The sequence below is a fragment of the Burkholderia ubonensis genome, assembly GCF_902833085.1.
Classification (GTDB): Bacteria; Pseudomonadota; Gammaproteobacteria; order Burkholderiales; family Burkholderiaceae; genus Burkholderia; species Burkholderia ubonensis.
The window spans coordinates 198,279-222,618 of the sequence record NZ_CADFEB010000013.1 but is presented as its reverse complement, the minus strand read 5'-3'; the positions used below and the strand labels follow the sequence as shown (position 1 = coordinate 222,618).

The 24,340-nt window shown below is 68.7% G+C and carries 23 protein-coding genes; 6 read left to right on the top strand and 17 right to left on the bottom strand.

Translation table 11 applies throughout. The annotated features are described in order from the left end of the window. Positions 1-15: 15 nt before the first annotated feature. The 8 genes from dapA to HWX31_RS32205 form a co-directional block, all read right to left on the bottom strand. A complete protein-coding gene (dapA, locus tag HWX31_RS32240; RefSeq protein WP_174965359.1) occupies positions 16-921 on the bottom strand; it encodes a 4-hydroxy-tetrahydrodipicolinate synthase in 906 nt (301 codons plus the stop codon). Positions 922-967: 46 nt separating this feature from the next. Further along, positions 968-1,579, bottom strand: coding sequence for a class I SAM-dependent methyltransferase (locus HWX31_RS32235; RefSeq protein ID WP_174965360.1), 612 nt, complete (start codon positions 1,577-1,579; stop codon positions 968-970). Beyond that, complete coding sequence (locus HWX31_RS32230) at positions 1,576-2,778, bottom strand: tryptophan--tRNA ligase (RefSeq protein WP_076474961.1); 1,203 nt, start codon at positions 2,776-2,778, stop codon at positions 1,576-1,578. The genes HWX31_RS32235 and HWX31_RS32230 overlap by 4 nt, the downstream gene beginning before the upstream one ends. Before the next feature lie 8 nt (positions 2,779-2,786). Continuing rightward, positions 2,787-3,449 carry a site-2 protease family protein gene (locus HWX31_RS32225; protein WP_174965361.1) on the bottom strand — a complete coding sequence of 221 codons (663 nt, stop codon included), beginning with the start codon at positions 3,447-3,449 and terminating at the stop codon, positions 2,787-2,789. A gap of 54 nt (positions 3,450-3,503) precedes the next feature. After that, positions 3,504-4,136 (bottom strand): L-threonylcarbamoyladenylate synthase, encoded by a 633-nt coding sequence (locus HWX31_RS32220; protein ID WP_059749960.1) that lies wholly within the window; start codon positions 4,134-4,136, stop codon positions 3,504-3,506. 72 nt (positions 4,137-4,208) lie between these two features. Further along, a complete protein-coding gene (locus HWX31_RS32215; RefSeq protein WP_174965362.1) occupies positions 4,209-5,039 on the bottom strand; it encodes a 3',5'-nucleoside bisphosphate phosphatase in 831 nt (276 codons plus the stop codon). Positions 5,040-5,135: 96 nt separating this feature from the next. After that, positions 5,136-6,026: an alpha/beta fold hydrolase gene (locus HWX31_RS32210; RefSeq protein WP_059616101.1), complete on the bottom strand. Its 891-nt coding sequence runs from the start codon at positions 6,024-6,026 to the stop codon at positions 5,136-5,138. 99 nt (positions 6,027-6,125) lie between these two features. Then, positions 6,126-6,989 (bottom strand): ferritin-like domain-containing protein, encoded by an 864-nt coding sequence (locus HWX31_RS32205; protein ID WP_174965363.1) that lies wholly within the window; start codon positions 6,987-6,989, stop codon positions 6,126-6,128. Between the two features lie 186 nt (positions 6,990-7,175). Here HWX31_RS32205 and HWX31_RS32200 point away from each other — a divergent pair, with 186 nt between their 5' ends. The 3 genes from HWX31_RS32200 to HWX31_RS32190 all read left to right on the top strand — a co-directional run bounded on the left by HWX31_RS32200 (position 7,176) and on the right by HWX31_RS32190 (position 9,130). After that, positions 7,176-7,700 carry a gamma carbonic anhydrase family protein gene (locus HWX31_RS32200; RefSeq protein WP_059772758.1) on the top strand — a complete coding sequence of 175 codons (525 nt, stop codon included), beginning with the start codon at positions 7,176-7,178 and terminating at the stop codon, positions 7,698-7,700. Between the two features lie 25 nt (positions 7,701-7,725). Further along, entirely contained in the window at positions 7,726-8,676 is a 951-nt protein-coding gene (gene hslO / locus HWX31_RS32195) for an Hsp33 family molecular chaperone HslO (RefSeq protein WP_174965364.1), read from the top strand. A 106-nt stretch (positions 8,677-8,782) separates the two neighbouring features. Next, a complete protein-coding gene (locus tag HWX31_RS32190) occupies positions 8,783-9,130 on the top strand; it encodes a hypothetical protein (RefSeq protein ID WP_059616098.1) in 348 nt (115 codons plus the stop codon). Positions 9,131-9,217: 87 nt separating this feature from the next. On the opposite strand, the gene ftsB is transcribed toward HWX31_RS32190, so the two are convergent. The 9 genes from ftsB to HWX31_RS32145 form a co-directional block, all read right to left on the bottom strand. Further along, positions 9,218-9,652, bottom strand: a complete 435-nt coding sequence (gene ftsB, locus HWX31_RS32185) for a cell division protein FtsB (RefSeq protein WP_174965365.1) — start codon at positions 9,650-9,652, stop codon at positions 9,218-9,220. An 81-nt stretch (positions 9,653-9,733) separates the two neighbouring features. Then, positions 9,734-11,017 (bottom strand): phosphopyruvate hydratase, encoded by a 1,284-nt coding sequence (gene eno / locus HWX31_RS32180; RefSeq protein WP_006478406.1) that lies wholly within the window; start codon positions 11,015-11,017, stop codon positions 9,734-9,736. Positions 11,018-11,121: 104 nt separating this feature from the next. Beyond that, a complete protein-coding gene (gene kdsA, locus HWX31_RS32175; RefSeq protein ID WP_059616095.1) occupies positions 11,122-11,976 on the bottom strand; it encodes a 3-deoxy-8-phosphooctulonate synthase in 855 nt (284 codons plus the stop codon). Continuing rightward, positions 11,973-13,634 (bottom strand): CTP synthase, encoded by a 1,662-nt coding sequence (locus tag HWX31_RS32170; protein WP_059616094.1) that lies wholly within the window; start codon positions 13,632-13,634, stop codon positions 11,973-11,975. The genes kdsA and HWX31_RS32170 overlap by 4 nt, the downstream gene beginning before the upstream one ends. Positions 13,635-13,774: 140 nt before the next feature. Then, the gene (locus HWX31_RS32165; protein ID WP_174965366.1) at positions 13,775-14,605 is read right to left on the bottom strand and encodes an alpha/beta fold hydrolase; all 831 of its coding nucleotides are present in this window, start codon (positions 14,603-14,605) and stop codon (positions 13,775-13,777) included. A gap of 84 nt (positions 14,606-14,689) precedes the next feature. Next, positions 14,690-17,164 carry a DNA internalization-related competence protein ComEC/Rec2 gene (locus tag HWX31_RS32160; protein WP_174965367.1) on the bottom strand — a complete coding sequence of 825 codons (2,475 nt, stop codon included), beginning with the start codon at positions 17,162-17,164 and terminating at the stop codon, positions 14,690-14,692. A gap of 57 nt (positions 17,165-17,221) precedes the next feature. After that, entirely contained in the window at positions 17,222-18,010 is a 789-nt protein-coding gene (locus HWX31_RS32155; protein WP_174965368.1) for a TatD family hydrolase, read from the bottom strand. A 74-nt stretch (positions 18,011-18,084) separates the two neighbouring features. After that, positions 18,085-18,846: a lipoprotein-releasing ABC transporter ATP-binding protein LolD gene (gene lolD / locus HWX31_RS32150; RefSeq protein ID WP_415493194.1), complete on the bottom strand. Its 762-nt coding sequence runs from the start codon at positions 18,844-18,846 to the stop codon at positions 18,085-18,087. Beyond that, the gene (locus HWX31_RS32145; protein WP_010091965.1) at positions 18,839-20,092 is read right to left on the bottom strand and encodes a lipoprotein-releasing ABC transporter permease subunit; all 1,254 of its coding nucleotides are present in this window, start codon (positions 20,090-20,092) and stop codon (positions 18,839-18,841) included. The genes lolD and HWX31_RS32145 overlap by 8 nt, the downstream gene beginning before the upstream one ends. A gap of 136 nt (positions 20,093-20,228) precedes the next feature. On the opposite strand from HWX31_RS32145, the gene HWX31_RS32140 reads away from it, so the two are divergent. The 3 genes from HWX31_RS32140 (at position 20,229) to prfB (ending at position 24,262) form a co-directional block, all read left to right on the top strand. Then, positions 20,229-21,305: a regulator gene (locus HWX31_RS32140; RefSeq protein ID WP_175934009.1), complete on the top strand. Its 1,077-nt coding sequence runs from the start codon at positions 20,229-20,231 to the stop codon at positions 21,303-21,305. Positions 21,306-21,314: 9 nt separating this feature from the next. Next, entirely contained in the window at positions 21,315-23,012 is a 1,698-nt protein-coding gene (gene recJ / locus HWX31_RS32135; protein ID WP_174965905.1) for a single-stranded-DNA-specific exonuclease RecJ, read from the top strand. 145 nt (positions 23,013-23,157) lie between these two features. Further along, positions 23,158-24,262, top strand: a protein-coding gene (prfB, locus tag HWX31_RS32130) for a peptide chain release factor 2 (RefSeq protein ID WP_155122883.1) whose coding sequence is annotated in 2 segments (ribosomal slippage) — positions 23,158-23,238 and positions 23,240-24,262 — 1,104 coding nt in all. Because the reading frame shifts where the segments join, the coding sequence is not laid out codon by codon here. Positions 24,263-24,340: the final 78 nt, after the last annotated feature.

Here is a 24,340-nt window from a genome sequence, read left to right as displayed (position 1 = left end):
CCGTCCGCCGCGACATCAGGCCAGGACGCCGGCTTCGACGAGCGCCGAGCGCACCGCGTCGTGGCAACGTTCGTCGAGCGGCGTGAGCGGCAGGCGGATGCCGCCCTGCATCTTGCCCATCGCCTGCAGCGCCCACTTCACCGGAATCGGGTTCGCCTCGATGAACAGGTTCTTGTGCAGCGACAGCAGCTGCATGTGCAGCTCGCGCGCCGTCTTCACGTCGCCGGCAAGCGCCGCGCGGCACAGCGCGCTCATCGCGCGCGGCGCGACGTTCGCCGTCACCGAGATGTTGCCGTGACCGCCCAGCAGCATCAGCGCGATCGCAGTCGGATCGTCACCGCTGTAGATCGCGAAATGCGCCGGCGCAGCCTTGATCAGCTGCGCGGCACGGTCGATGTTGCCGGTCGCTTCCTTCACGCCCACGATGCCCGGCACCTGCGCGAGACGCAGCATCGTCTCGTTCGACATGTCCGCGACCGTGCGGCCCGGCACGTTGTACAGGATCACCGGCAGGTCGACCGCCTCGGCAATCGCCTTGAAATGCCGATACATCCCTTCCTGCGTCGGCTTGTTGTAGTACGGCACGACCTGCAGCGTCGCGTCCGCGCCGACCGCCCTCGCATGCTTCGTCAGCTCGATCGCCTCGGCGGTCGAGTTGCCGCCCGCGCCGGCGATGATCGGAATGCGCTTCGCCGCGTGCTCGACCGCGGTGCGAATCATCAGGATGTGTTCTTCGACGTTGAGCGTCGCCGACTCGCCACTCGTCCCGACCACGACCAGCGCGTCGGTGCCTTCTTCGATGTGCCAGTCGATCAGCTTGCGAAACGCCGGCAGATCGAGACTGCCGTCTTCGAGCATCGGGGTGACGATCGCGGGGATGCTGCCGCGGATTTGAATGCCGTCTTGGGTGCCGTTAGCCATGAAACGCGATTGAATATGAATCGGTAAACGTTGAGATTGTAGCGGATTAGCCGGCCAGTTCGTAACGCGGAATACCCGCCTCCGACCCCGTCGTCGCGTCCTCGCGCACCGCGCAGATACGCTGGACGAAAGCCGCGCGCGGCGCAGCGACGAAGCCGTCTTCGTACCCCACCACGCGCAGGCGGCCGCGCACCGCCTCGAGCAGTTCGCCCGGCGCGAGCAGGAACGCGGGGTTCGACGGTTTGCCGACCGTTTCGTTTCCTCGCGCGAAGGTTTCGTAGACGAGCACGCCGCCCGGCGCGAGCGCATCGAGCAGATGGGGCCAGAGCGGCCGGTGCAGGTAATTCGTGACGACCACGGCCGCGAACCGCTCGCCGGCCGGCAGCGGCCATGGTGCGCCTTCCAGGTCGGCGTCGCGGGCGTCCACGCCGGGAATCGCGCGCAGCGCGGCGAGCGCGGCCGGATCGCGTTCGAGCGCGACGACCGGATGCCCGCGCGCCGCAAACCAGCGCGCGTGCCGCCCGCCGCCCGCGGCGACGTCCAGCACCGCGCCGCCGGCCGCAATCAGCGGCGTCCAGCCGGCGACCCAGCGCGACGGCTCGGTCGACACACCGTGCCCGCCGACGGCGGACACGGCCGGTTCATGCCTGTCGCTCACGTGTACGACAGGCCCATCGCGTCGCGCACGTCGCGCATCGTCTCCGTCGCGTACTTGCGCGCCTTGTCGCAGCCGTCGGCGACGATCGCGCGCAGCAGCGACGGGTCGTCCATGTACTTCTGCGCGCGCTCGAGCATCGGCTGCTGTTCGCGCAGGATGCCTTCGACCACCGGCTGCTTGCAGTCGAGACAGCCGATGCCCGCCGAGCGGCAGCCCTTCTGCACCCACTCGTGGGTCGCCTCGTCCGTATAGACCTGGTGCAGCTGCCACACCGGGCACTTGTCCGGGTCGCCCGGATCGGTGCGGCGCACGCGCGCAGGGTCGGTCGGCATCGTGCGGACCTTCTTCGTGATCGTCTCCGCGTCTTCGCGCAGGCCGATCGTGTTGCCGTACGACTTCGACATCTTCTGGCCGTCGAGGCCCGGCATGCGGGACGCCTCGGTCAGCAGCGCCTGCGGCTCGACGAGGATGATCTTGCGCGCGCCTTCGAGATAGCCGAACAGGCGCTCGCGGTCGCTCATCGACAGGCTCTGCGATTCCTGCAGCATCGCGCGCGCCTGCTCGAGCGCCTCGTCGTCGCCTTCCTGCTGGTACGCATTGCGCAGCTCGTGATACAGCTTCGCGCGCTTGCCGCCCAGCTTCTTCGCGGCTTCGAGCGCCTTCTCCTCGAAACCCGGCTCGCGGCCGTACAGGTAGTTGAAGCGGCGCGCGATCTCGCGCGTCATCTCGACGTGCGGCACCTGGTCCTCGCCGACCGGCACGAGCGAGCCGCGGTACAGCAGGATGTCCGCCGCCATCAGCACCGGATAGCCGAGGAAACCGTAGGTCGACAGGTCCTTGTCCTTCAGCTTCTCCATCTGCTCCTTGTAGGTCGGCACGCGCTCGAGCCAGCCGAGCGGCGTGCTCATGCCGAGCAGCAGCGCGAGTTCCGCATGCTCGGGCACCTTGCTCTGGATGAACAGCGTCGCCTGCGCCGGGTCGATGCCGGCCGCGAGCCAGTCGATCAGCACGTCCCACACAGCCTTCTCGATGACCTCGGGCGTCTCGTAGTGCGTCGTCAGCGCATGCCAGTCGACGACGCAGAAGAAGCACGGGTACTCGGACTGCAGCTTCACCCAGTTTTTCAGCACGCCGTGGTAGTGGCCGAGGTGCAGCGACCCGGTGGGCCGCATGCCGGAGAAAATACGATCTGGGAACATGATTGTCGTTAGAAAAGCGAGGCGAAAGGAGTCAGGATGGCCGCCACGATGCGATAACCCACGTTGACGAGCGGACGCAGCCAGAAATTCGTCAGCACGCCCGTCGCGACCAGCAACAGGACGATGATGAAACCGTACGGCTCGATGCGCGACAGCGCGATCGATTGCTTCGGCGGCAGCAGCGCCGCCAGGATGCGGCCGCCGTCGAGCGGCGGCAGCGGGAACAGGTTCAGCACGCCGAGTACGAGGTTCACGCTGACGCCGGCAAGCGCCATGCGCGCGAAGAACGGCTCGTCGACGTGCGCGGCGGCGAGCACGATGGTCAGCACGCCCCACAGCAGCGCCTGCGCGAAATTGCACGCGGGGCCGGCCAGCGACACCCACAGGCTGCCCCAGCGCGGATCGCGCAGGTTGCGGAACGCCACCGGCACCGGCTTCGCATAGCCGAACAGGAACGCGCCGCCGGTCAGGAAATACATCACGAGCGGAATCGCGATCGTGCCGATCGGGTCGATGTGGCGCATCGGATTGAACGACACGCGCCCCATCATGTAGGCGGTGTTGTCGCCCAGAAGGCGTGCGGCATAGCCGTGCGCGGCCTCGTGCAGCGTGATCGCGAAGATCACGGGCAGCGCGTAGACGGCGATGGTCTGTATCAGGTTAGCGTCCATATCGCGTTATTGTAACAAGCGCAATCGCCCGGACACGGAAGGAACGGCGCGGGTTCACGCGGCCGTCAGCCCGAACGGCTCGAGCGGCCCGCGGCCCGCGCGCACGAGCTGCGGCTCGTCGGCCGTCAGGTCGATCACCGTCGACGGCTCGCGCGGGCACGCGCCGCCGTCGATCACGAGATCGACCTGCTTCTCGAGCCGCGCGCGGATATCCTCCGGATCGTTGAGCGGCTCCTCCTCGGGCGGCAGGATCAGTGTCGTGCCGAGCAGCGGCTGGCCGAGCGATTCGAGCAGCGCAAGCGTGATCGCATGCTCCGGCACCCGCAGCCCGATCGTCTTGCGCGATGGATGCGACAGCCGCCGCGGCACCTCCTTCGTCGCCTGCAGGATGAACACGTACGGGCCGGGCGTCACCGACTTGATCAGCCGGTATTGCCGGTTGTCCACCATCGCGAAGTTCGCGAGTTCCGACAGGTCGCGCACCAGCAGCGACAGATGCTGCTTCTCGTCGAGGCCGCGGATGCGGCGCACGCGCTCGACTGCATCCTTGTCGTCGAGGTGGCACGCGAGCGCATAGCTGGAGTCGGTCGGCATCGCAACCACGCCCCCCTTGTTGACGATCTCCACTGCCTGCTTGATCAGGCGCGGCTGCGGATTATCCGGATGAATCCTGAAGAACTGGGACATGGGGATGGATAAAGAGGGAATGAACAGGGGCGCGCCGCAGCGGCGACGCGCGCGGCCGGCCCCCGCGGGGCGTCAGAGCCAGCGTTCCCAGACCGGCTTCAGGTCGGACGGCAACGGCGGCAGGCCGCCCAGCTCGACGCGGCCTTCTCCGGGCGCGTGGAAATCCGAGCCGCACGATACTTCGAAGCCGAAGCGGCGCGCGACGTCCGCATATTCGCGATACTGGTCAGGCGTATGGCTGCCGGTCACGACCTCGATCGCGCGGCCGCCGAGATCGATGAATTCGCCGAAGAACGCGTCGAACTCGACCGGTGTGTAGCGATAGCGGCCCGGATGCGCGACGACCGCCTCGCCGCCCGCGCCGCGGATCCACTGCACGGCATCGGACAGCTTCGCCCAGCGATGCGGTACGAAGCCGGGCTTGCCGTCGCCGAGCAAGCGGTCGAAGACGTCCGACGTCGACTCCGCATGCCCGTTCTCGACGAGGAAGCGCGCGAAATGCGTGCGCGAGATCAGGTCGGGGTTCGACACGTATTTCAGCGCGCCGTCGTAGGCGCCCGGAATGCCGAGCGTCTCGAGCTGCGCGCCGATCGCCTGCGCGCGGGCCGCGCGGCCGTGGCGCGTGCGGTACAGACCGTCGACGAGCGCCGGGTTCGCCGGATCGATGTTCAGACCGACGATGTGCACCGTGCGCGACGCCCAGGTCACGGAAATCTCGACGCCGCTCAGGTAGCGCATGCCGAGCGCCTCCGCTTCGCTGCGCGCCGCCGCCTGGCCACCCACCTCGTCGTGATCGGTGAGCGCCCAGAGCGTCACGCCGCCGGCATGGGCGCGGCGCGCGACATCGACAGGCGGCAGCAATCCGTCGGAGACATTCGAATGGCAGTGGAGATCGGCGTTCATCGTAGGCATCGGAGGTGAAGCTTCATTCTACTGCAATGCGGCATTCCGCCGCCGCCCCTCCCCCTTCCCGTCCCGCTGCGCGCCGCGCCGCGAACGCTACGCGCAGAACGCCTCGATCAACGCCGCGATCTGCTCCGGCTGGTCGTGGTGAACCATGTGGCCGGCGTCGTCGACGAGCTTTTCGCGCCAGTCCGGGAACGCTTGGAAGCGCGCCTTGAACTCCGGCAGCGGGATGCCGCCGGCCAGATAGGCGAGCGTCGGCGAATCGACCGCCTCGACGTGCAGCACCTTCGCGCGCACCTGCGCCCAGGTCGCCATCACCTCGTCGAGCCGGTACAGCAGCGGCCCGACCATCTTGTGCGCGGGATCGGCCAGCAGATGAAAGCGTCCGTCGTCGCCCCGCTTCGACCAGTGCGCGGCCAGAAACGCCGCGCGGCGCGGCTCGAGCCGGGGATTGGTCTTGATCAGGCGGGCGGCCACCTCGTCGAGCGACGCGTAGGGCTTCAGCGCCGACGGCTCGCGCAGGCCGTCGAGCCAGCCGCGCAGCCGGCCCGGCGCCTGCTCGGCCCGCGCCGGGGCCAGGCCGAAACCCTCGAGGTCGACGACGCGCCGCACGCGCTCCGGCCGCGCGCCGGCATACAGGCACACGACGTTCGCGCCCATGCTGTGTCCGACCAGGTTGACCTGGCCGGCCGGCGCATAGTGGTCCAGCAGCGCATCGAGATCGCCGAGGTATTCATGGAACCAGTAGTGACCGCCGCCCTGCCGCGCCACCGGCCAGTCGGACAGCCCGAAACCGCGCGCGTCCGGCGCGATCACCTGCCAGTCGCCCGCCAGCGCGTCGACGACGAACTGGAACGACGCGGCGACGTCCATCCAGCCATGCAGCATGAACAGCGTCGGCGCATCCGGCCGGCCCCAGCGCCGGACATGCAGCCGGACGCCGCGAACCGTGACGAAATCGGAAACAGAACTCGTGGCAGTCATTGCAGCGGTCAAAAAAAGAATGATCGTTCGATTATAACGATGCCGCTGCGCGGGCGCGTACGTCGATCGTCACGCGTGTCGAGGCACTCCTCTAGGCGATCAGGCCCCTTCCCGCGTCGCGGACTCGTCCTGCGCCGCAAGCTCGTCCAGCTCGGCAGTCTCGAAGCCGGCGCTGCGGCGCGCATCGAAATTGAACGGGCCGCGCAGGCGCGGCGCCTGGTACTGCTCGGCCAGTTGCCGGTAGGTCGGCAGCGGGTCGCGGCCGGCCTCGTCGCACAAATGGCGGAACCAGCGGTTGCCGATCGCGACGTGGCCGATTTCGTCGCGCAGGATCACATCGAGGATCGCGGCCGACGGATGGTCGCCCGCCTGCGCGAGCCGCGCACGGATCGGCGGCGACGCGTCGAGGCCACGCGCCTCGAGCGTGCGCGGCACGAGCGCCATGCGGGCAAGCACGTCGCCCGCCGTGCGCTCGCACATTTCCCACAGCCCGTTGTGCGCGGGGAAATCGCCGTACGCATGACCGAATTCGGCAAGCCGGCCGGCCAGCAACGAAAAGTGATACGCCTCTTCAGCGGCGACCTTCAGCCAGTCCGCGTAGAACGCGTCCGGCTGGCCGCCAAAGCGCCACACCGCATCGAGCGCCAGATTGATTGCGTTGAATTCGATATGCGCGAGCGCGTGCAGCAGCACCGCCCGGCCCTCCGGCGAGCGCATGCTGCGCCGCTCCAGCTGGCGCGGCTCGACCAGCGCGGGACGCACCGGACGCCCGGGCAGCCCGGCCTGCTCCGGCAGGACGAGCGACGGATCGATCGTCACCTGCCCGGCCAGCAGCGCGTCGTACAGCGCGCGCACCCGGGCAGCCTTCGCGGCCGGCTCGGGCGTGCGCAGGGCGTCGAGCGCGGCGCGGCGCACGCAGGTCGACGCGTCGGAATCGACGGATGAAGATGGCACCATGTTCATGAACGGGGGCACCGTTGAATGCGCGTCGGAAGCTGCCGCGCGCAACCGTTTACAATACGCGCTTGTACTGCTGCGACAGGCGCGGCGCGAAACGCGTCATTTTACCGACGCCTGCCGAACGATATCGCTTTGCATGAAACCGGAGTCGGCGCTCAAGCGCCGGAGCCGATCGACAAAGGAGACAATGTGACGATCTACAAGCTGGGCGACACGGCCCCGACCATCCACGAAAGCGTGTTCGTCGCCGATACGGCGGCCATCATCGGCAAGGTCGTGCTCGAGGAGAACGCGAGCGTGTGGTTCGGCGCGACGCTGCGCGGCGACAACGAACCGATCACGGTCGGCGCGGGCAGCAACGTGCAGGAAGGTGCGGTGCTGCACACCGACCCCGGCTATCCGCTGACGATCGCCGCGAACGTGACGATCGGGCACCAGGCGATGCTGCACGGCTGCACGGTCGGCGAGGGCTCGCTGATCGGAATTCAGGCGGTGGTCTTGAATGGTGCGGTGATCGGCCGCAACTGTCTGGTCGGCGCCGGCGCGGTCGTGACGGAGGGCAAGACGTTTCCGGACAACTCGCTGATTCTCGGCGCCCCCGCGAAAGTGGTGCGCGAGCTGTCGGCCGAAGACGTCGCGCGGCTGCAGGCGAATGCGAAGACGTACGTCGAGCGGCGTGCGCACTTCAAGGAGCAACTCGTACGGATCGGTTGATCCGCACGGAATTCAAGGAACAAGAGTGAGCGACCAGTTACAGAAATTCATGTTCAACGCGGCGCCCGTGCGCGGCGAAATCGTTTCGCTGCGCAATACGTGGCAGGAGGTGCTGACCCGCCGCGACTACCCGGCCCCCGTGCGCACGGTGCTCGGCGAGATGATGGCCGCGTGCGCGCTGCTGTCGGCGAACCTGAAATTTCACGGCACCCTCGTCATGCAGATCCTCGGCGACGGGCCGGTGAAGATGCTGGTCGTGCAGTGCAGCTCGGATCTGTCGATGCGCGCGACCGCGAAGTTCTCCGGCGACGTCGCCCGGACGATCGGAGACGACACCCGCTTCGCGGAGCTCGTCAACGCGAGCGGCCATGGGCGCTGCGTGATCACGCTCGACCCGGCCGACAAGCAGCCGGGCCAGCAGCCGTACCAGGGCATCGTGCCGCTGAACGGCGAACACGGGCCGCTGGAGTCGGTCGCACAGGTGCTCGAGCATTACATGCATCACTCGGAGCAGCTCGATACGCGCCTGTGGCTCGCCGCCGATAGCGACCGCGCGGTCGGCATGCTGCTGCAGAAGCTGCCGGGCGACGGCGGCATCGTGCCGCGCGCCGCGGAAACCGATGCCGATACGTGGGAGCGCGTGTGCACGCTCGGCGGCACGCTGTCCGCCAAGGAACTGCTCGAGGTCGAGCCGGACGTCGTGTTCCGCCGGCTGTTCTGGCAGGAGAACGTCCAGCATTTCGACCCGACCGGCACGCGCTTCGCGTGCACGTGCTCGCGCGAAAAGGTCGGCGCGATGCTGAAGATGCTCGGCCACGAGGAAGTCGACAGCGTGATCGTCGAGCGCGGCCACGTCGAAATCCATTGCGAGTTCTGCAACCAGCGCTACGAATTCGATCCCGTCGACGTCGCGCAGCTGTTTGCCGCGCCCGAACTCGCGAGCGGCGTGACGCCCGCCGCCGAGCAACGTCACTGAGCCGCGCGAGCGCGCACCCGCCGGTGCGCGGGCGCATAATGAGCGACGTACGAGCGTCGAGCGCGCCACCCCGCCGCCGGTCGCGGGCGCGCCGCTGGAGAAGGACATGAAACGCCTGTTTCGCCCCCTGTTGCTGACGAGCGCCGCAGCCGCCCTGCTCGTCCTCGCCGGTTGCGCGGTGCAGCCGGCCTCCACGATCCTGAGCCGTCTGCCCGAACAACGCGCGTCCGGCCAGCCGGTGACGCTGACGCCCGCCGAGCGCAAGCGCTACGATGAAATCGACCGGCAGGCGCTGCGCGAACAGAACGATGCCATTGCCGCCGAAGCCGCAATTCGCGCGTGGTCGTACTACACACCGCCGCCCGTCACGATGTACGGCAGCTACTACGGCGGCGGGTGGGGGCACGGCTGGGGCACGGGCCTGAGCTACGGCTATCCGGGCTGGTGGTGGTAAGCCGTTCATCGGCTCGATTGCCGACCGGCAGGAAATAAAAAAGCGCGGAATTTCCCGCGCTTTTTCAATGGGCTCGCATCACCGCGATCAGTGATGAGGCTGCTTCCCCTTCTCGCCGCCGTGATGCCGCGACGGCTTGGCCATCGACTGCGGATTCGGCACGACGCGCACCGGCGCCGCGGACACTTCGCCACGCGTCGACGTGCTCGACAGCGTGTTGGCGGCGGGCGCCGCCTGCACGGCCTGCGCGTTCGGCGACACGAACTGCACGAACACCTCGCCGTCCTTCACCATGCCCATCTCGTAGCGCGCGCGCTCCTCGATGGCCGCCGTGCCGCCCTGCAGATCCTGCACTTCGCCCGCGGTCCGCTCGTTGCGCAGCTTTTCGTCGGCGTTCTTCTGCAACTGGCTGTCGAGCTGCTGACGCAGCTCGTGCACACGCAGCCAGCCGCCATGCCCCCACCATAGGGGGTACTGAATAAGCGCCAGCAAGGCAATCAGGACGACAGTGACAAGCCGCATGTGTGAGACGCAGATATAAGAAGCGCCGCTCCACGCATCACGCAGAGCGGCGTCGAAGCAAACCAGCCCGATAGTAGCGCGTTAGCGCAGGTTATAGAACGCCGACTTGCCCGGGTAGCTCGCGATATCGCCGAGATCTTCCTCGATGCGCAGCAGCTGGTTGTACTTCGAGATGCGGTCGCTGCGCGACAGCGAACCCGTCTTGATCTGGCCGGCGTTCAGGCCGACCGCGATGTCCGCGATCGTCGAATCTTCCGTTTCGCCCGAGCGGTGCGAGATCACGGCCGTATAGCCTGCGCGCTTCGCCATCTCGATCGCCGCGAACGTTTCGGTCAGCGTGCCGATCTGGTTGATCTTGATGAGGATCGAGTTCGCGATGCCCTTCTCGATGCCTTCCTTCAGGATGCGCGTGTTGGTGACGAACAGGTCGTCGCCGACCAGCTGCACCTTCTTGCCGAGACGGTCGGTCAGCAGCTTCCAGCCGTCCCAGTCGCTTTCGTGCATGCCGTCCTCGATCGACACGATCGGGAACTTGTCGGCGAGCGTCGCGAGGTAGTCGGTGAACTCGGCCGACGACAGCTGCAGGCCTTCGCCCGCGAGCTGGTACTTGCCGTCGTGGTAGAACTCGGATGCCGCGCAGTCGAGCGCGAGCAGCACGTCTTCGCCCGCACGATAGCCGGCCTTCTCGATTGCCTGCAGGATCGTCGACAGGCACTCGTCGTTGCTGCCGAAGTTCGGCGCGAAGCCGCCTTCGTCGCCCACCGCCGTGCTCATGCCGCGGTCGCTCAGGATCTTCTTCAGCGCGTGGAACACTTCCGCGCCGCAACGCAGTGCTTCACGGAACGTCGGCTGGCTGACCGGGACGATCATGAATTCCTGGATGTCGAGGCTGTTGTTCGCGTGCGCGCCGCCGTTGACGATGTTCATCATCGGCACCGGCAGCTGCATCGCGCCCGAGCCGCCGAAGTAGCGATACAGCGGCAGGCCGGCTTCTTCGGCCGCGGCCTTCGCGACGGCCATCGACACGGCCAGCATCGCGTTCGCGCCGAGGCGCGACTTGTTGTCGGTGCCGTCGAGCTCGAGCAGCGTCTTGTCGAGGAACGCCTGTTCCGACGCGTCGAGGCCCATGATGGCTTCGGAGATCTCGGTGTTGATGTGCTCGACCGCCTTCAGCACGCCCTTGCCGTTGTAGCGGCCGGCTTCGCCGTCGCGCAGTTCGATCGCTTCACGCGAGCCGGTGGACGCGCCCGACGGCACCGCCGCGCGGCCCATCGTGCCCGATTCGAGCAGCACGTCGCATTCGACGGTGGGGTTGCCGCGCGAATCCAGAATCTCGCGGCCGATGATATCTACGATTGCACTCATGGGTTTCCTCTGAGAATGACGATGGATTCTTCACCCTGCGACGGCGCGTGCGCGAAAGCCGCTTTCGCTACAGACGCGCGAAGCCGCCGCAGGTTCATACGTTCTTAGTTGAAATCGTTTTCCAGGAACGGGGTGCGCTTCACCGCCTGGTCCAGCGTGACGAGCGTCTCCAGCAGCGCGCCCATCCGGTTGAGCGGCACCGCGTTCGGGCCGTCCGACTTCGCTTCGGCCGGCTTCGGGTGCGTTTCCATGAACAGGCCCGCGACGCCCGTGGCGACCGCCGCGCGCGCGAGCACCGGCACGAATTCGCGCTGGCCGCCCGAGCTCGTGCCCTGCCCGCCCGGCAGCTGCACCGAGTGAGTCGCGTCGAACACGACGGGTGCGCCCGTCTCGCGCATGATCGCGAGCGAACGCATGTCCGACACGAGGTTGTTGTAGCCGAACGAGACGCCGCGCTCGCACGCCATGAAGCGGTCTTCCGACAGCCCCGCTTCGCGGGCCGCTTCACGCGCCTTGTCGATCACGTTCTTCATGTCGTGCGGCGCGAGGAACTGGCCCTTCTTGATGTTGACGGGCTTGCCCGAGCGCGCGCACGCGTGGATGAAGTCGGTCTGGCGGCACAGGAACGCGGGCGTCTGCAGCACGTCGACGACCGACGCGACCGGCTCGATCTCCTCGATCGAATGCACGTCGGTCAGCACCGGCAGGCCGAGCTGGCGCTTCACCTCGGACAGGATGCGCAGCCCCTCGTCCATTCCGAGGCCGCGGAACGACTTGCCCGAGCTGCGGTTCGCCTTGTCATAGGACGACTTGTAGATGAACGGGACGTTCAGCTTCTCGCAGATTTCCTTCAGGCGGCCTGCCGTATCGATCGTCATCTGTTCGGATTCGACGACACAGGTGCCCGCAATCAGGAAGAACGGCTTGTCGAGACCGACCTCGAAATCGCACAGCTTCATGCTTTCACTCCGGCGCGCGACTGCTGGCCGGCCAGCGCGGCTTCGACGAACGACTTGAACAGAGGATGACCGTCACGCGGCGTGGACGTGAATTCCGGGTGGAACTGCACGCCGACGAACCACGGGTGCATCGAGCGCGGCAGCTCCATCATTTCCGGCAGGTCCTCGCTCGGGGTACGCGCGCTGATGATAAGGCCGCCGCTTTCGAGCTGGGGCACGAAGCGGTTATTGACTTCATAACGGTGGCGGTGACGTTCGTTCACGTCCTTGCCGTAAATCTCTTCCGCGAGCGTGCCGGGCTTGATCGGGCAGCGCTGCGAGCCGAGACGCATCGTGCCGCCGAGATCGGACTCCTCGGTGCGCTTCTCGACCTTGCCTTCGCGGTCATGCCATTCGGTGATCAGCGCGACGACGCGTTCCGGCGTCTCCTGATCGAATTCGGTGCTGTTCGCCTGCTTCAGGCCGACGACGTCGCGCGCGAACTCGATCACCGCGAGCTGCATGCCGAGGCAGATGCCGAGGTACGGCACCTTCGCCTCGCGCGCATAGCGGATCGCCGCGATCTTGCCTTCCGTGCCGCGACGGCCGAAGCCGCCCGGCACCAGCACCGCATCCAGGTGCTTCAGGCTGTCGACGCCGTTCGCCTCGATCTCTTCCGAGTCGATGTACTCGATGTTGACCTTCGTCGACGTGTGGATCGACGCATGACGCAGCGCTTCGATCAGCGACTTGTACGACTCGGTCAGGTCGACGTACTTGCCGACCATGCCGATCGTCACTTCGTGCTTCGGGTGCTCCAGCTTCTCGACGAGCTCGGACCACATCGCGAGGTCGGCGTCGTGCGGCGACAGCTTCAGCTCGTCGCAGATGATCTTGTCGAGGCCCTGATCGTGCAGCATCTGCGGAATCTTGTAGATGCTGTCGGCGTCCCACACCGAGATCACGGCGTCTTCCGGCACGTTCGAGAACATCGAGATCTTCTTCGATTCGTCGTCGGGGATGCGGCGATCCGCGCGGCACAGCAGCACGTGCGGCAGGATGCCGATCTCGCGCAGCTTCTGCACGCTGTGCTGGGTCGGCTTCGTCTTCAGCTCGCCGGCTGTCGCGACGTACGGCACGAGCGTCAGGTGCACGAAGCATGCGCTGTTGCGGCCGAGACGCAGGCTCATCTGGCGCGCCGCCTCGAGGAACGGCAGCGATTCGATGTCGCCGACCGTGCCGCCGATCTCGACGATCGCGACGTCCGGCTCGCCGCAGGTGGCCGACGCGGCCCCGCGCTCGATGAACGCCTGGATCTCGTTCGTGATGTGCGGAATCACCTGCACGGTCTTGCCGAGATAGTCGCCGCGGCGTTCCTTGCGGATCACCGATTCGTAGATCTGGCCGGTCGTGAAGTTGTTGGCCTTGCGCATCTTCGTGCTGATGAAGCGCTCATAGTGGCCGAGGTCGAGATCCGTCTCCGCGCCGTCTTCCGTCACGAACACTTCGCCGTGCTGGAACGGGCTCATCGTGCCGGGGTCGACGTTGATGTAGGGATCGAGTTTGAGGAGGGTGACTTTCAGACCGCGCGATTCGAGGATCGCGGCGAGAGAGGCGGCGGCAATACCCTTGCCAAGGGAAGAAACTACGCCGCCGGTGACGAAAACATATTTGGTCATCGCTGGATGCTCGCGGGAAAAACGGATTATACCGTAAAGCCCGCGCTTCTCTCAGCAATTGACGTGATGATTGCGCCCTTTCGCGCTGTGCCGCGCCAGCCGAGCCCGACGCGTCGGATGCGCGGCGGCCGGCCCGCGTTTCAGGCGTCGTGCGCGGACGCGGCGCCCCCCTCTTCCGTGCGCAGCGTATTCAGCATCCGCTGCAATGCGCGCGCCGTCTCCAGTGGCCGCTCCATCGGGAACAGGTGACTGCCCTCGAGCCATTCGATGCGCCCGTGAGCCGCGCGGCGCGTGGCGTCGAGCCCGACCTGGCGCACCTCGCGCGAGTGCGTGCCGGCGAGAAAGCCGAGCGGCACCGGCGTGCCGTGCGAGAGCCGCGGGCCGAGCGTATGCGGCAAGGTCCGGTAGATCAGGTATTCGACCTGCCGGTCGAACGCGAGCGCGCGCTCGCCGTCGACGGCCGCCGGCGGAATGCCGTAATCGATGTAGTCGGCCAGCATCCGCTCGTCCCAGCGCGCGAACGCCGGTTTCTCGCGGAAATGCCGCCAGGCTTCGTCGCGGCTCGCCCAGCGCGTGCGCCGGTTGCGCGTCGCCGCGGCAGGCGACAGCCGCTCGTCGAGCCCCGCCCACTGGCTGGCGCGCAATGCGCCGCTGCGCCAGCCGGCGATGATCGGCGAATCGAGCATCACCACGCCGCGCACCCACTGCGGCTTCTTCAGCGCGGCCATCAGCGACAGATAGCCGCCGAGCGAATGGCCGACGAGCCACACCGGCCGCTCGTAGCGTTCGCCGATGTCGTCGAGCAGCTGCTCGACGAGATGCGGCCAGTCGCGCGTGACCGGGTAGCGCCGATCGTGCCCGATCCGCTCGATGTAGCGCAGTTCGTAGTCGTCGGCCAGTTCGGCGAAGATCGTCCGGTACGTCGACGCCGGAAAGCCGTTCGCGTGCGAAAAATGGATGATGTCCTTCAAACGCCGGTGTCTCCGTTGTGGACCGGAGCCGGCGCTTCGGCGCCGACTCGGTTCCCATGCAAAGCCGTCATCCCGCCTGGCGCGTCACCGGTCCATCCAGTAGCGGCGCTGCGCATCGCGGTGAAGTTCGAGCGCGAACCTTTCGTTCGCCGGCGCGACGTCGAACCGCACGGCGCCGTCGCGATCGGTGCGCGGCAACGGGATCCCGCGCGCCGCGAAGCGCGCGAGGACGGTCCGGTGCGGATGCCCGAAACGATTGCGATAGCCTACAGGAAATACCGCGACGCGCGGCCCGACCGAATCGAGGAAAGGCTCGACCGACGACGTGCGGCTGCCGTGATGCGCGACGATCAGGATCTGCGCGGCGAGCGCGTCGCGATCCGTGTCGACGAGCCGGCGCTCGACGCGCGCTTCGATGTCCCCCGTCAGCAGCGCGGACGTGCCGCCCGCGTCGACGCGCAGCACGCACGACTGCGCGTTCGTCGCGCCGCCGTCGGGGCCGCCCTGCGGCCAGAGCATCGTGAACGTCACGCCGTCCCAGCGCCAGCGCTGCCCCGCCGCGCACGGCACGCGGCTCGCGACGCCGGCCGCCTGCGCGTCGCGCCACAGCCGGTTGCCGGCCGGCATCCCGCCCAGCAGCTGACGCACCTCGACCGCCGCATAGACGGCGGGGGCGCCGCCGGCGTGATCCGCATCCGCGTGGCTCAATACGAGCGTGTCGAGATCCCGGATGCCGCGGGCGCGCAGGAACGGCGCGACGATCCGTTCGCCCGCATGGGTCGACTCCGCGCCCGGCCCGGCGTCGAACAGCAGCGTCCGGCGCGCGGTCTCGACCAGAATCGCCGCGCCCTGCCCGACGTCGATCACGGTCAGCCGGAACCCGCCTTCCGGCGGCCGGTCCGGCGCCGGCGCGACGAGCGGCAGCCAGGTGAGCGGCGCGGCCCAGCGCAGCGGCCAGCCGCGCGGCAGCAGCACCCAAACGATGCCCACGCAGGCGAGCGTCAGCACCGGCCAGTCCGGCATCGGCAGCCAGAACACGCTGCGCGGCCAGTCCGCGAGCCGTTCGAGCGCTGCCATCATCGGATCGAGCGACGTGCGCGCCAGCCGGAAAGCGGCGGCGTCGAGCGGCGCGGGCAGCGCGATGCCCGCGAGCACGATCGGCGTGACGACGCTGCTGACCCACGGAATCGCGAATGCGTTCGCGAGCGGCCCCGATACGGAGATCTGCGCGAACCATGCTGCCGTCAGCGGCGCGAGCCCGATCGTGACCGCGTATTGCACCCGCGATGCTTCGGCCACGCGGCGGACGATCCGCCGGCGCCATGCGCGCAGCCGCTCGCCGAATCCGGAGCCGTCTGGCTCGGCACCGGGCTCCTGCACGGCGCGCCAGCCCGACACGGCCAGCAAGATGACGGCGACCGCGCCGAACGACAGCCAGAAACCGGCCGACAGCACCGCCCACGGATCGGCCAGCAGCACGGCGCCCAGCGCCGCGCACAGCACCGACGATGCCGGCACGCTGCGCCCCGCCAGATACGCGACGCCGCCCGCCGCGATCATCCACCACGACCGCTGCGCCGGCACGTTGAAACCGGCCAGCGCCGCGTAGCCGAGCGCCCCCGTCAACGCCGCGAGCGCGGCGACCCAGGGGGCCGGCACGACGAGCACGGCGGCGCGGCCCCGCCAGCGAAGCCGGCGCCAGACGGCCGACGCGAGCCAGCCGGCGATTCCGCCGACCAGGCCGACGTGCAGGCCCGAGATCGCCACCAGATGGCTGGTGCCGGTGTTGCGCAGCACACGCCAGTCGTCGTCGCCGATGCCGGATTGATCGCCGATCGCGAGTGCGGCGACGATGCCGCGATGATCCGCGTGCTGCCCGAGCGTCGCGACGATGCGCGTCCGCAACCGGTCGCGCAGGCGATCGATCGACGCCTGGATGCCGCGCACCCGCGCATCGAGCAGCACCGCCCGCTGCGGCGCACTCACGTAGCCGAGCGCACGAATCCCCGCGCCGAGCCACGCCGCCTCGCTGTCGCGCACGCCGGGATTCGCTTCGCCATGCGGCCGCTTCAGCCGCACCGTCAGCCGCCAGCGCTGCGCGGCGCGCAGGTCCGGTGCCGCCGCCGGTTCCGCGCGCGCCCCGTAGGTGCGCCATGACAGCCGGAGCAGCGGCGGGAAACGGGTCAGGCCGGCATCGTTCGACTCGACGGCGAACAGGAACCGGGCGCCTGTGTCGTCGACGACAGGCAGCCCGTTGATCACACCCGTGACCGTGATGTCGCGCCCTTCCCATTCGGCGGGCAACGCGTCGCGCAGCCGCCACTCCGCCCGCCCGGCCGCGTACCCGAACCCCACGACACAGGCCGCCGCGGCCCACAACGTCCAGCCGAGCGCGGCAGTCGCCCGCGTGCGCGGCCGGCGTCGCGCGCACCCGATGCCGGCCGCCGCGAGCACCGCCAGCACGGCCGCGCCGCCCAGCCAATGCGCCACGCCCGGCAGCGCCGCCTGCCGCTGCAGCACGGCGACGCCGAACGCGAACGCCACCCACCACACGCGCATGCCGCCTCCTCGCCGACCCGGCGACGCCGCCGAGAATCGGGCGCCTTCGGGAAACGATTATGCGGACGAAAGCGCGAGCCGGGGCAACGCGGCACGCGCGTTAGCCGAAGTGCATAGGGCAAGCTCGGCCGCGTCGATGCCGCGCAGTTCGGCGAGCACGTCGCCGATGCGCGGCACCTGGTCCGGCGTGTTGCGGGATCGGTACGCCCACTCGGGCGCGATATCGGGCGCATCCGTTTCGACGACGAGCGCATCGACCGGCAACTGCGTCGCGAGCCGCCGGATCTGCAACGCGCGCGTGAACGTGACGTTGCCGCCGAAGCCGAGATGCAGGCCCTGCGCGAGATACGCGTCGGCCTGCTGGAAACTGCCGTTGAACGCGTGCGCGATGCCGCGCCGCACGCCGAAGCGGCGCAGCCCGGCGAGCACGCGATCCTGCGACTTGCGCACGTGGCAGAGCACCGGCAGGTCGAACTCGCGTGCGAGCTTCAGCTGGCCTTGATAGAAGAACTGCTGCCGGTCTTCGTCGAGCCCGGGCACGAAGTAGTCGAGACCGATCTCGCCGATCGCGACGAAGCGCGGATCGTCGAGACTCGCTTCGATTTCCATGCGCAGCCGGTCGAGATCGCCGTCGCGCGCATGCGGCGTATACATCGGATGGATGCCGAGCGCATAGACCGCGCCCGGCGTGCGATGCGCGAGCTCGCGCACCGTCGCGAAGTTGTCGCGCCCGATGCTCGGGATCACGATGCGCGCCACGCCCGCGTCGCGCGCCGCCTGCGCGACCGCGTCGCGGTCGGCATCGAATTCGGCGGCATCGAGATGGCAGTGCGTATCGATCCACATGTCAGCGTTCGCCAGACCGCTCCCGGCACCCGCGCCGCCCGTCGGGCAGCCGCGTGCGGGGAGCACGGTTCATGTCAGACCGGCAGGGCCGGCTCTTCGTGCAGCACGCCGTCGCGCAGCCGCATGATGCGGTCGCAGCGCGCGGCGAGATCGGGATCGTGCGTGACGATCACGAAGCTCGTGTTCAACGTCTGCGACAGTTCGAGCATCAGGTTGAACACCGTATCGGCGGTCCCGCCGTCGAGGTTGCCGGTCGGCTCGTCGGCGAGCACGCAGGCGGGCTTCGTCACCAGCGCGCGCGCGATCGCGACGCGCTGCCGCTCGCCGCCCGACAGCTCGCCCGGGCGATGCTTCGCGCGCGCGCCGAGGCCGACGCGCTCGAGCATCGCCTGCGCGTCGCGGCGCGCGTCCTCGGCCGTCATCCGGCGGATGCGCAGCGGCATCGCGACGTTGTCGAGCGCGCTGAATTCGGGCAGCAGATGATGGAACTGGTAGACGAACCCGAGCGCGCGGTTGCGCAGGTCGTTGCGCTCGCGCTCGCCGAGCTGCGTGAACGGCTTGCCGAGCAGCGACACCTCGCCCGCGCTCGGCTCGTCGAGGCCGCCGAGCACGTGCAGCAGCGTACTTTTGCCGGAGCCCGACGCGCCGACGACCGCGAGCTTCTCGCCGCGCCGCACCGACAGCTCGGTATTGTTGAGCACCGGCACGTTGAAGCCGCCCTGCACGAACGCCTTCGTGATGCCGCGCGCCTGAAGCACGTAGTCCTGCATACCTGCCGAATCCTGGTTGTTGTAATGGGGTCGGGAAGCCGCGACAGCGGCGGCGCGGTCATTCATAGCGCAGCGCCTCCGCCGGCTTGACCTTCGCGCCGCGCCAGCTCGGGTAGAGCGTCGCGACCGCCGACAGCGCGAACGCGATCACGCCGATCCGGATCACGTCGCTTGCGACTAGCTCGGACGGCAGCTCGCTGATGAAGTACACCGACGACGGCAGGAACTGCACGCCGAGCGCATGCTCGATCATCGGGATCAGCCACGGGATGCTCCACGCGATCAGGCAGCCGAGCGCGATGCCGAGCGCGGTGCCGGAGAAGCCGATCGTCACGCCCTGCACGACGAAGATCTTCATGATCGAGCCCGGCTGCGCGCCGAGCGTGCGCAGGATCGCGATGTCGGCCTGCTTGTTGGTCACCGTCATCACGAGCGACGACACGAGGTTGAACGCGGCCACCGCGATGATCAGCGTCAGGATGATGAACATCATCCGCTTTTCGATCTTCACCGCCGAGAACCAGGTCTTGTTCTGCTGGGTCCAGTCGCGGATGTACAGGCTGCCGGACAGCGAATGCGACAGCTCGACCGCCACGTCCGGCGCCTTCTGCATGTCCTTCACCCGCAGCCGCACGCCGGTCGGCGCGCTCAGGCGGAACAGCGCCTCGGCGTCGCGGATGTCGATCATCGCGAGCGTGCTGTCGTATTCGTAGTGCCCCGACTCGAACACGCCGACGACCGTGAACTGCTTCAGCCGCGGCAGCATTCCGGCCGGCGTGATCGTGCCTTCGGGCGCGACCAGCGTGACCTTGTCGCCGACCGTCACGCCGAGATTGCCGGCGAGCGCATCGCCGAGCACGATGCCGAACTGGCCGGGCACGAGCGCGGTGAGCTGGCCCGCCTTCATGTCCTTGCCGATTTCCGACACCTGCGGCTCGAGCGACGGCTCGATGCCGCGCAGCATCACGCCGCTCACCGCGTCCTGGCGCGTGAGCAGCGCCTGCGCCTCGACGTACGGCGCCGCGCCGGTCACCGACGGGTTGCGGCGCGCCTCCTGCGCGGTCAGCTGCCAGTCGGGCATCTGGCCCGTCGGCGAGAACACCTCGACGTGCGCGAGCACCGACAGCATCCGGTCGCGCACCTCCTTCTGGAAGCCGTTCATCACCGACAGCACGACGATCAGCGCCGCGACGCCGAGCGCGATGCCGAGCATCGACACGAGCGCGATGAAGGAAATGAAGCCGTTGCCGGTCGTGCGTTTGCCGGCGCGCGTATAGCGCCAGCCGATCTGCCATTCGTACGGAAGTTTCAAGCGAATCCTTTCTGCTGGTTGCGGCATGGGGGCGGCCCGAGCGTCCGGTCGCCGCCCGCCCGGGCGGGGATGAAACCGGCCCTCGGACGCGAGCCGGCCGTCGGCCCGCCCGAACACGCGCGCAGTTTGCCATACAATGCGCACCATCATGCACGACCGACGCCTCCATTTTCTCGTACCGTTCGCGCTGCCGTCGGCGGCCGATGCGGCCTCGTCCCTGCACACGCTGGACAGTCCCGCGCTCGAAAAGTTGCTGTCGCGCGCGAGCCTCGTCGAGCGCGTGGCCGGCGAGGACTTCCAGCGCACGCTGCCGCACGAGCGCTGGCTCGCCCGCCAGTTCGGCGCGGCCCAGGGCAATGCCGCCGACGAGGCACCGCTCGCGCCCTACATGCTGCTCGCCGACGGCGGCGACCCGGGCGACCAGGCATGGGCCTGCGTGGAACCCGTGCACGTCGAGATCGCGCACGACCATCTCGTGCTCGTCGATCCGGCCGCGCTCGAGCTGGAAGACGGCGAGGCGGCCGCGCTGCTCGCGGTCGCACGCCCGCTGATCGAGGAGCTCGGGGTCCGGCTCGAAGCACCCAGCCCGCACCGCTGGTACCTGTCGAGCGAACAGCTCCGTCACCTGGCCGGCGCCGCGCCGCTGCGCGCGAGCGGCCGCAACATCGAGATCTGGCTGCCGCACGAGGCGCATACCGGCGAACGCTCGCGGATCTGGATGAAACTGCAGAACGAAGTGCAGATGGCCTGGTTCCAGCATCCGGTCAACGAAGCGCGCGAGGCGCGCGGCCTGCTCGCCGTGAATTCGATCTGGTTCCATGCGCAGGGTGCGCTGAAGCCCGTCGGCCGGCCGTTCGCGCGCGTGCTGTCCACTGCGCCCGCGGCGCTCGGCCTCGCGCGCGCGGCCCGGGCCGACGCCGGCGCGCCGCCCGCCGCGTTCGACCAGCTCGCCGCCGCCGACGGCGCGACGCTCGTCGAGCTGTCGGCGCTCACGACCCCATTCATCGAACAGGACTGGGCGAGCTGGCACGACGCGCTCGGCGCGATGGAGCGCGACTGGTTCGCGCCCGCCCTTGCCGCGCTGCAGCGCGGCGAACTGGCGCGCGTCGACGTCACGCTGTGCGGCGACACCGGCTCGGCGACCCTGCGCGCGACGCGCGGCGACCTGCGCAAGTTCTGGCGCCGCCGCGCGCTCGCGTCCCTGTTCGAATAAGACCACCTCATGACCCGCATCGTTACCCGCCCCGTCGCGCCCGCCGACGCCGAAGCGCTCGCGCGCCACGGCCTGCACCCGGTGCTCGCGCGCCTGTATGCCGCGCGCGGCGTGCAATCCCCGTCCGACATCGAGACCGCGCTCGCGCGCCTCGTGCCGCCTACCGAACTGAAAGGCTGCGCCGACGCGGCCGCGCTGCTCGCCGACGCGATCGCCGACAAGCGGCGCCTGCTCGTCGTCGCCGACTACGACTGCGACGGCGCGACCGCCTGCGCGGTCGCAGTGCGCGGGCTGCGGATGTTCGGCGCGCAGATCGACTATCTGGTGCCGAACCGCTTCGAGTACGGCTACGGCCTCACGCCCGAGATCGTCGAGCTGGCGGCCGCGCGCAAGCCGGACCTGCTGATCACCGTCGACAACGGCATCGCGAGCGTCGCGGGCGTCGAAGCCGCGAACGCGCGCGGGATCGACGTGCTGGTCACCGACCACCACCTGCCCGGCGACGCGCTGCCCGCCGCGCGCGCGATCGTCAACCCGAACCAGCCGGGCTGCGCGTTCCCGAGCAAGCACATCGCCGGCGTCGGCGTGATGTTCTACGTGCTGCTCGCGCTGCGCGCCGAGCTGCGCCGCCGCGGCGCATTCGCCAGCAAGGAGGCCGAACCGCGCCTCGACGGCCTGCTCGACCTCGTCGCGCTCGGCACCGTCGCCGACGTCGTGCGGCTCGACGGCAACAACCGCGTGCTGGTCGCGCAGGGGCTGCAGCGCATCCGCAACGGCCGGATGCAGCCGGGCATCGCCGCGCTGTTCCGCGCGGCCGCCCGCGAAGCCCGCACCGCGTCGGGCTTCGACCTCGGCTTCGGCCTCGGCCCGCGGCTGAACGCCGCCGGCCGGCTGTCGGACATGTCGCTCGGGATCGAGTGCCTGATCACCGACGACGTCGGCCGCGCGTGGGAACTCGCGCAGCAGCTCGACACGATGAACCGCGAACGCCGTGAAATCGAGGCCGGGATGCAGCAGCAGGCGCTCGCCGATCTCGCGCACGTCGATCCGGCCGACGCGTGCACGATCACCCTCTTCAATCCCGAATGGCACCAGGGCGTGATCGGCATCGTCGCCGGACGCCTGAAGGAAAAATTCCACCGGCCGTCGTTCACGTTCGCGCACGCGGACGAGCACGGCGCGCGCGTCAAGGGTTCCGGGCGGTCGATCCCCGGCTTCCACCTGCGCGACGCGCTCGACCTCGTGTCGAAGCGCGAGCCGGACCTGCTCGCCGCGTTCGGCGGCCACGCGATGGCGGCCGGCGTCACGCTCGACACCGCCAACGTGCCGCGCTTCGCGGCCGCGTTCGAGGCGGTCGCGCGCGAATGGCTGTCGGACGACGCGCTCGCCCGCGTGATCGAGACCGACGGCGAGCTCGAGGACGCCTACTTCACGCCGCAGTTCGTCGGGCTGCTCGACGAGGCCGTCTGGGGCCAGGGCTTTCCGGCCCCGCTGTTCTCGGGCGAATTCGACGTCGTGTCGCAGTCCCTCGTGAAGGACAAGCACCTGAAGCTGCAGCTCGCGCGCGGCCGCCAGCGCTTCAACGCGATCTGGTTCAACCGCACGGAGCCGCTGCCGGCGAGCGCGCTCATCGCGTACCGCCTCGTCGCCGACACGTGGAACGGCGTCACGCGCGTACAGCTGATCGTCGAGCACGCCGGCGCCTGAGTGGGTGCCTGACTGCGCCCCGGACCGCGCGCCGCCTCGTCCGGCGGGGCGCGGACGAGCGTGCGCCCCCTGCCGGCGTCACCGGGAGGCCCTCCCGATCGGCTATAATTCCGCTTTTTTACGAAGCACGAAAAGCGAAACGATCATGGAAGCGGAACGTCTCAACGCGATCGAAAGCTCCCTGCTCGACCTGCGCAACCGCGCGGGCGAGCTTCGGGGGTATCTTTGACTACGACGCCAAAGCTGCGCGTCTGACCGAAGTCAACAAGGAACTCGAGGACCCGAACGTCTGGAACGACTCGAAGAACGCCCAGGCGCTCGGCCGCGAAAAGAAGCTGCTCGAAGGCGTCGTCATGACGCTGACGGCGCTCGATAGCGACCTGCGCGATGCGCTCGACCTGTTCGAGATGGCCCGCGAGGAAAACGACGAAGACACCCTCGTCGCATCGGAAGAAGACGCCGCTAAGCTCGAGGCGCGCGTCGGCGACATCGAGTTCCGCCGGATGTTCTCGAACCCGGCCGACCCGAACAACTGCTTCATCGACATCCAGGCCGGCGCCGGCGGCACCGAGGCGTGCGACTGGGCGTCGATGCTGCTGCGCCAGTACCTGCGCTACTGCGAGCGCAAGGGCTTCAAGGCCGAAGTGCTCGAAGAGTCCGACGGCGACGTCGCGGGCATCAAGAACGCGACGATCAAGGTGTCGGGCGAATACGCGTACGGCTTCCTGCGCACCGAAACCGGCATCCACCGCCTCGTGCGCAAGTCGCCGTTCGACTCGTCGGGCGGCCGCCACACGTCGTTCTCGTCGGTGTTCGTCTATCCGGAAATCGACGACTCGATCGAAGTCGAGGTCAACCCGGCCGACCTGCGCATCGACACGTACCGCGCATCGGGCGCGGGCGGCCAGCACATCAACAAGACCGACTCGGCGGTGCGGATCACGCACATGCCGACCGGCATCGTCGTGCAGTGCCAGAACGACCGCTCGCAGCACCGCAACCGCGCCGAAGCGATGGCGATGCTGAAGTCGCGCCTGTACGAAGCCGAGATGCGCAAGCGCCAGGCCGAGCAGGACAAGCTCGAATCGAGCAAGACCGACGTGGGCTGGGGCCACCAGATCCGCTCGTACGTGCTCGACCAGAGCCGCGTGAAGGACCTGCGCACGAACGTCGAAATGAGCAACACGAAAGCGGTGCTCGACGGCGATCTCGACGACTTCATCAGCGCGAGCCTCAAACAGGGCGTGTAAGCGCCGCGGCGCGGCCTGCCCGGGTCGCGCCGCCCTTGTCCTCCCCTGTTTGCGTTGCCGCACCCACCCCGAATTCCG

Coding starts and splice junctions, on each gene's coding strand:
- dapA (WP_174965359.1), bottom strand. CDS start 921: ATGGCTAACGGCACCCAAGACGGCATTCAAATCCGCGGCAGCATCCCC.
- HWX31_RS32230 (WP_076474961.1), bottom strand. CDS start 2,778: ATGTTCCCAGATCGTATTTTCTCCGGCATGCGGCCCACCGGGTCGCTG.
- HWX31_RS32225 (WP_174965361.1), bottom strand. CDS start 3,449: ATGGACGCTAACCTGATACAGACCATCGCCGTCTACGCGCTGCCCGTG.
- HWX31_RS32220 (WP_059749960.1), bottom strand. CDS start 4,136: ATGTCCCAGTTCTTCAGGATTCATCCGGATAATCCGCAGCCGCGCCTG.
- HWX31_RS32215 (WP_174965362.1), bottom strand. CDS start 5,039: ATGAACGCCGATCTCCACTGCCATTCGAATGTCTCCGACGGATTGCTG.
- HWX31_RS32210 (WP_059616101.1), bottom strand. CDS start 6,026: ATGACTGCCACGAGTTCTGTTTCCGATTTCGTCACGGTTCGCGGCGTC.
- HWX31_RS32205 (WP_174965363.1), bottom strand. CDS start 6,989: ATGAACATGGTGCCATCTTCATCCGTCGATTCCGACGCGTCGACCTGC.
- HWX31_RS32190 (WP_059616098.1), top strand. CDS start 8,783: ATGAAACGCCTGTTTCGCCCCCTGTTGCTGACGAGCGCCGCAGCCGCC.
- ftsB (WP_174965365.1), bottom strand. CDS start 9,652: ATGCGGCTTGTCACTGTCGTCCTGATTGCCTTGCTGGCGCTTATTCAG.
- eno (WP_006478406.1), bottom strand. CDS start 11,017: ATGAGTGCAATCGTAGATATCATCGGCCGCGAGATTCTGGATTCGCGC.
- kdsA (WP_059616095.1), bottom strand. CDS start 11,976: ATGAAGCTGTGCGATTTCGAGGTCGGTCTCGACAAGCCGTTCTTCCTG.
- HWX31_RS32170 (WP_059616094.1), bottom strand. CDS start 13,634: ATGACCAAATATGTTTTCGTCACCGGCGGCGTAGTTTCTTCCCTTGGC.
- HWX31_RS32160 (WP_174965367.1), bottom strand. CDS start 17,164: ATGCGCGTGTGGTGGGTGGCGTTCGCGTTCGGCGTCGCCGTGCTGCAG.
- HWX31_RS32155 (WP_174965368.1), bottom strand. CDS start 18,010: ATGTGGATCGATACGCACTGCCATCTCGATGCCGCCGAATTCGATGCC.
- lolD (WP_415493194.1), bottom strand. CDS start 18,846: ATGAATGACCGCGCCGCCGCTGTCGCGGCTTCCCGACCCCATTACAAC.
- HWX31_RS32140 (WP_175934009.1), top strand. CDS start 20,229: ATGCGCACCATCATGCACGACCGACGCCTCCATTTTCTCGTACCGTTC.
- recJ (WP_174965905.1), top strand. CDS start 21,315: ATGACCCGCATCGTTACCCGCCCCGTCGCGCCCGCCGACGCCGAAGCG.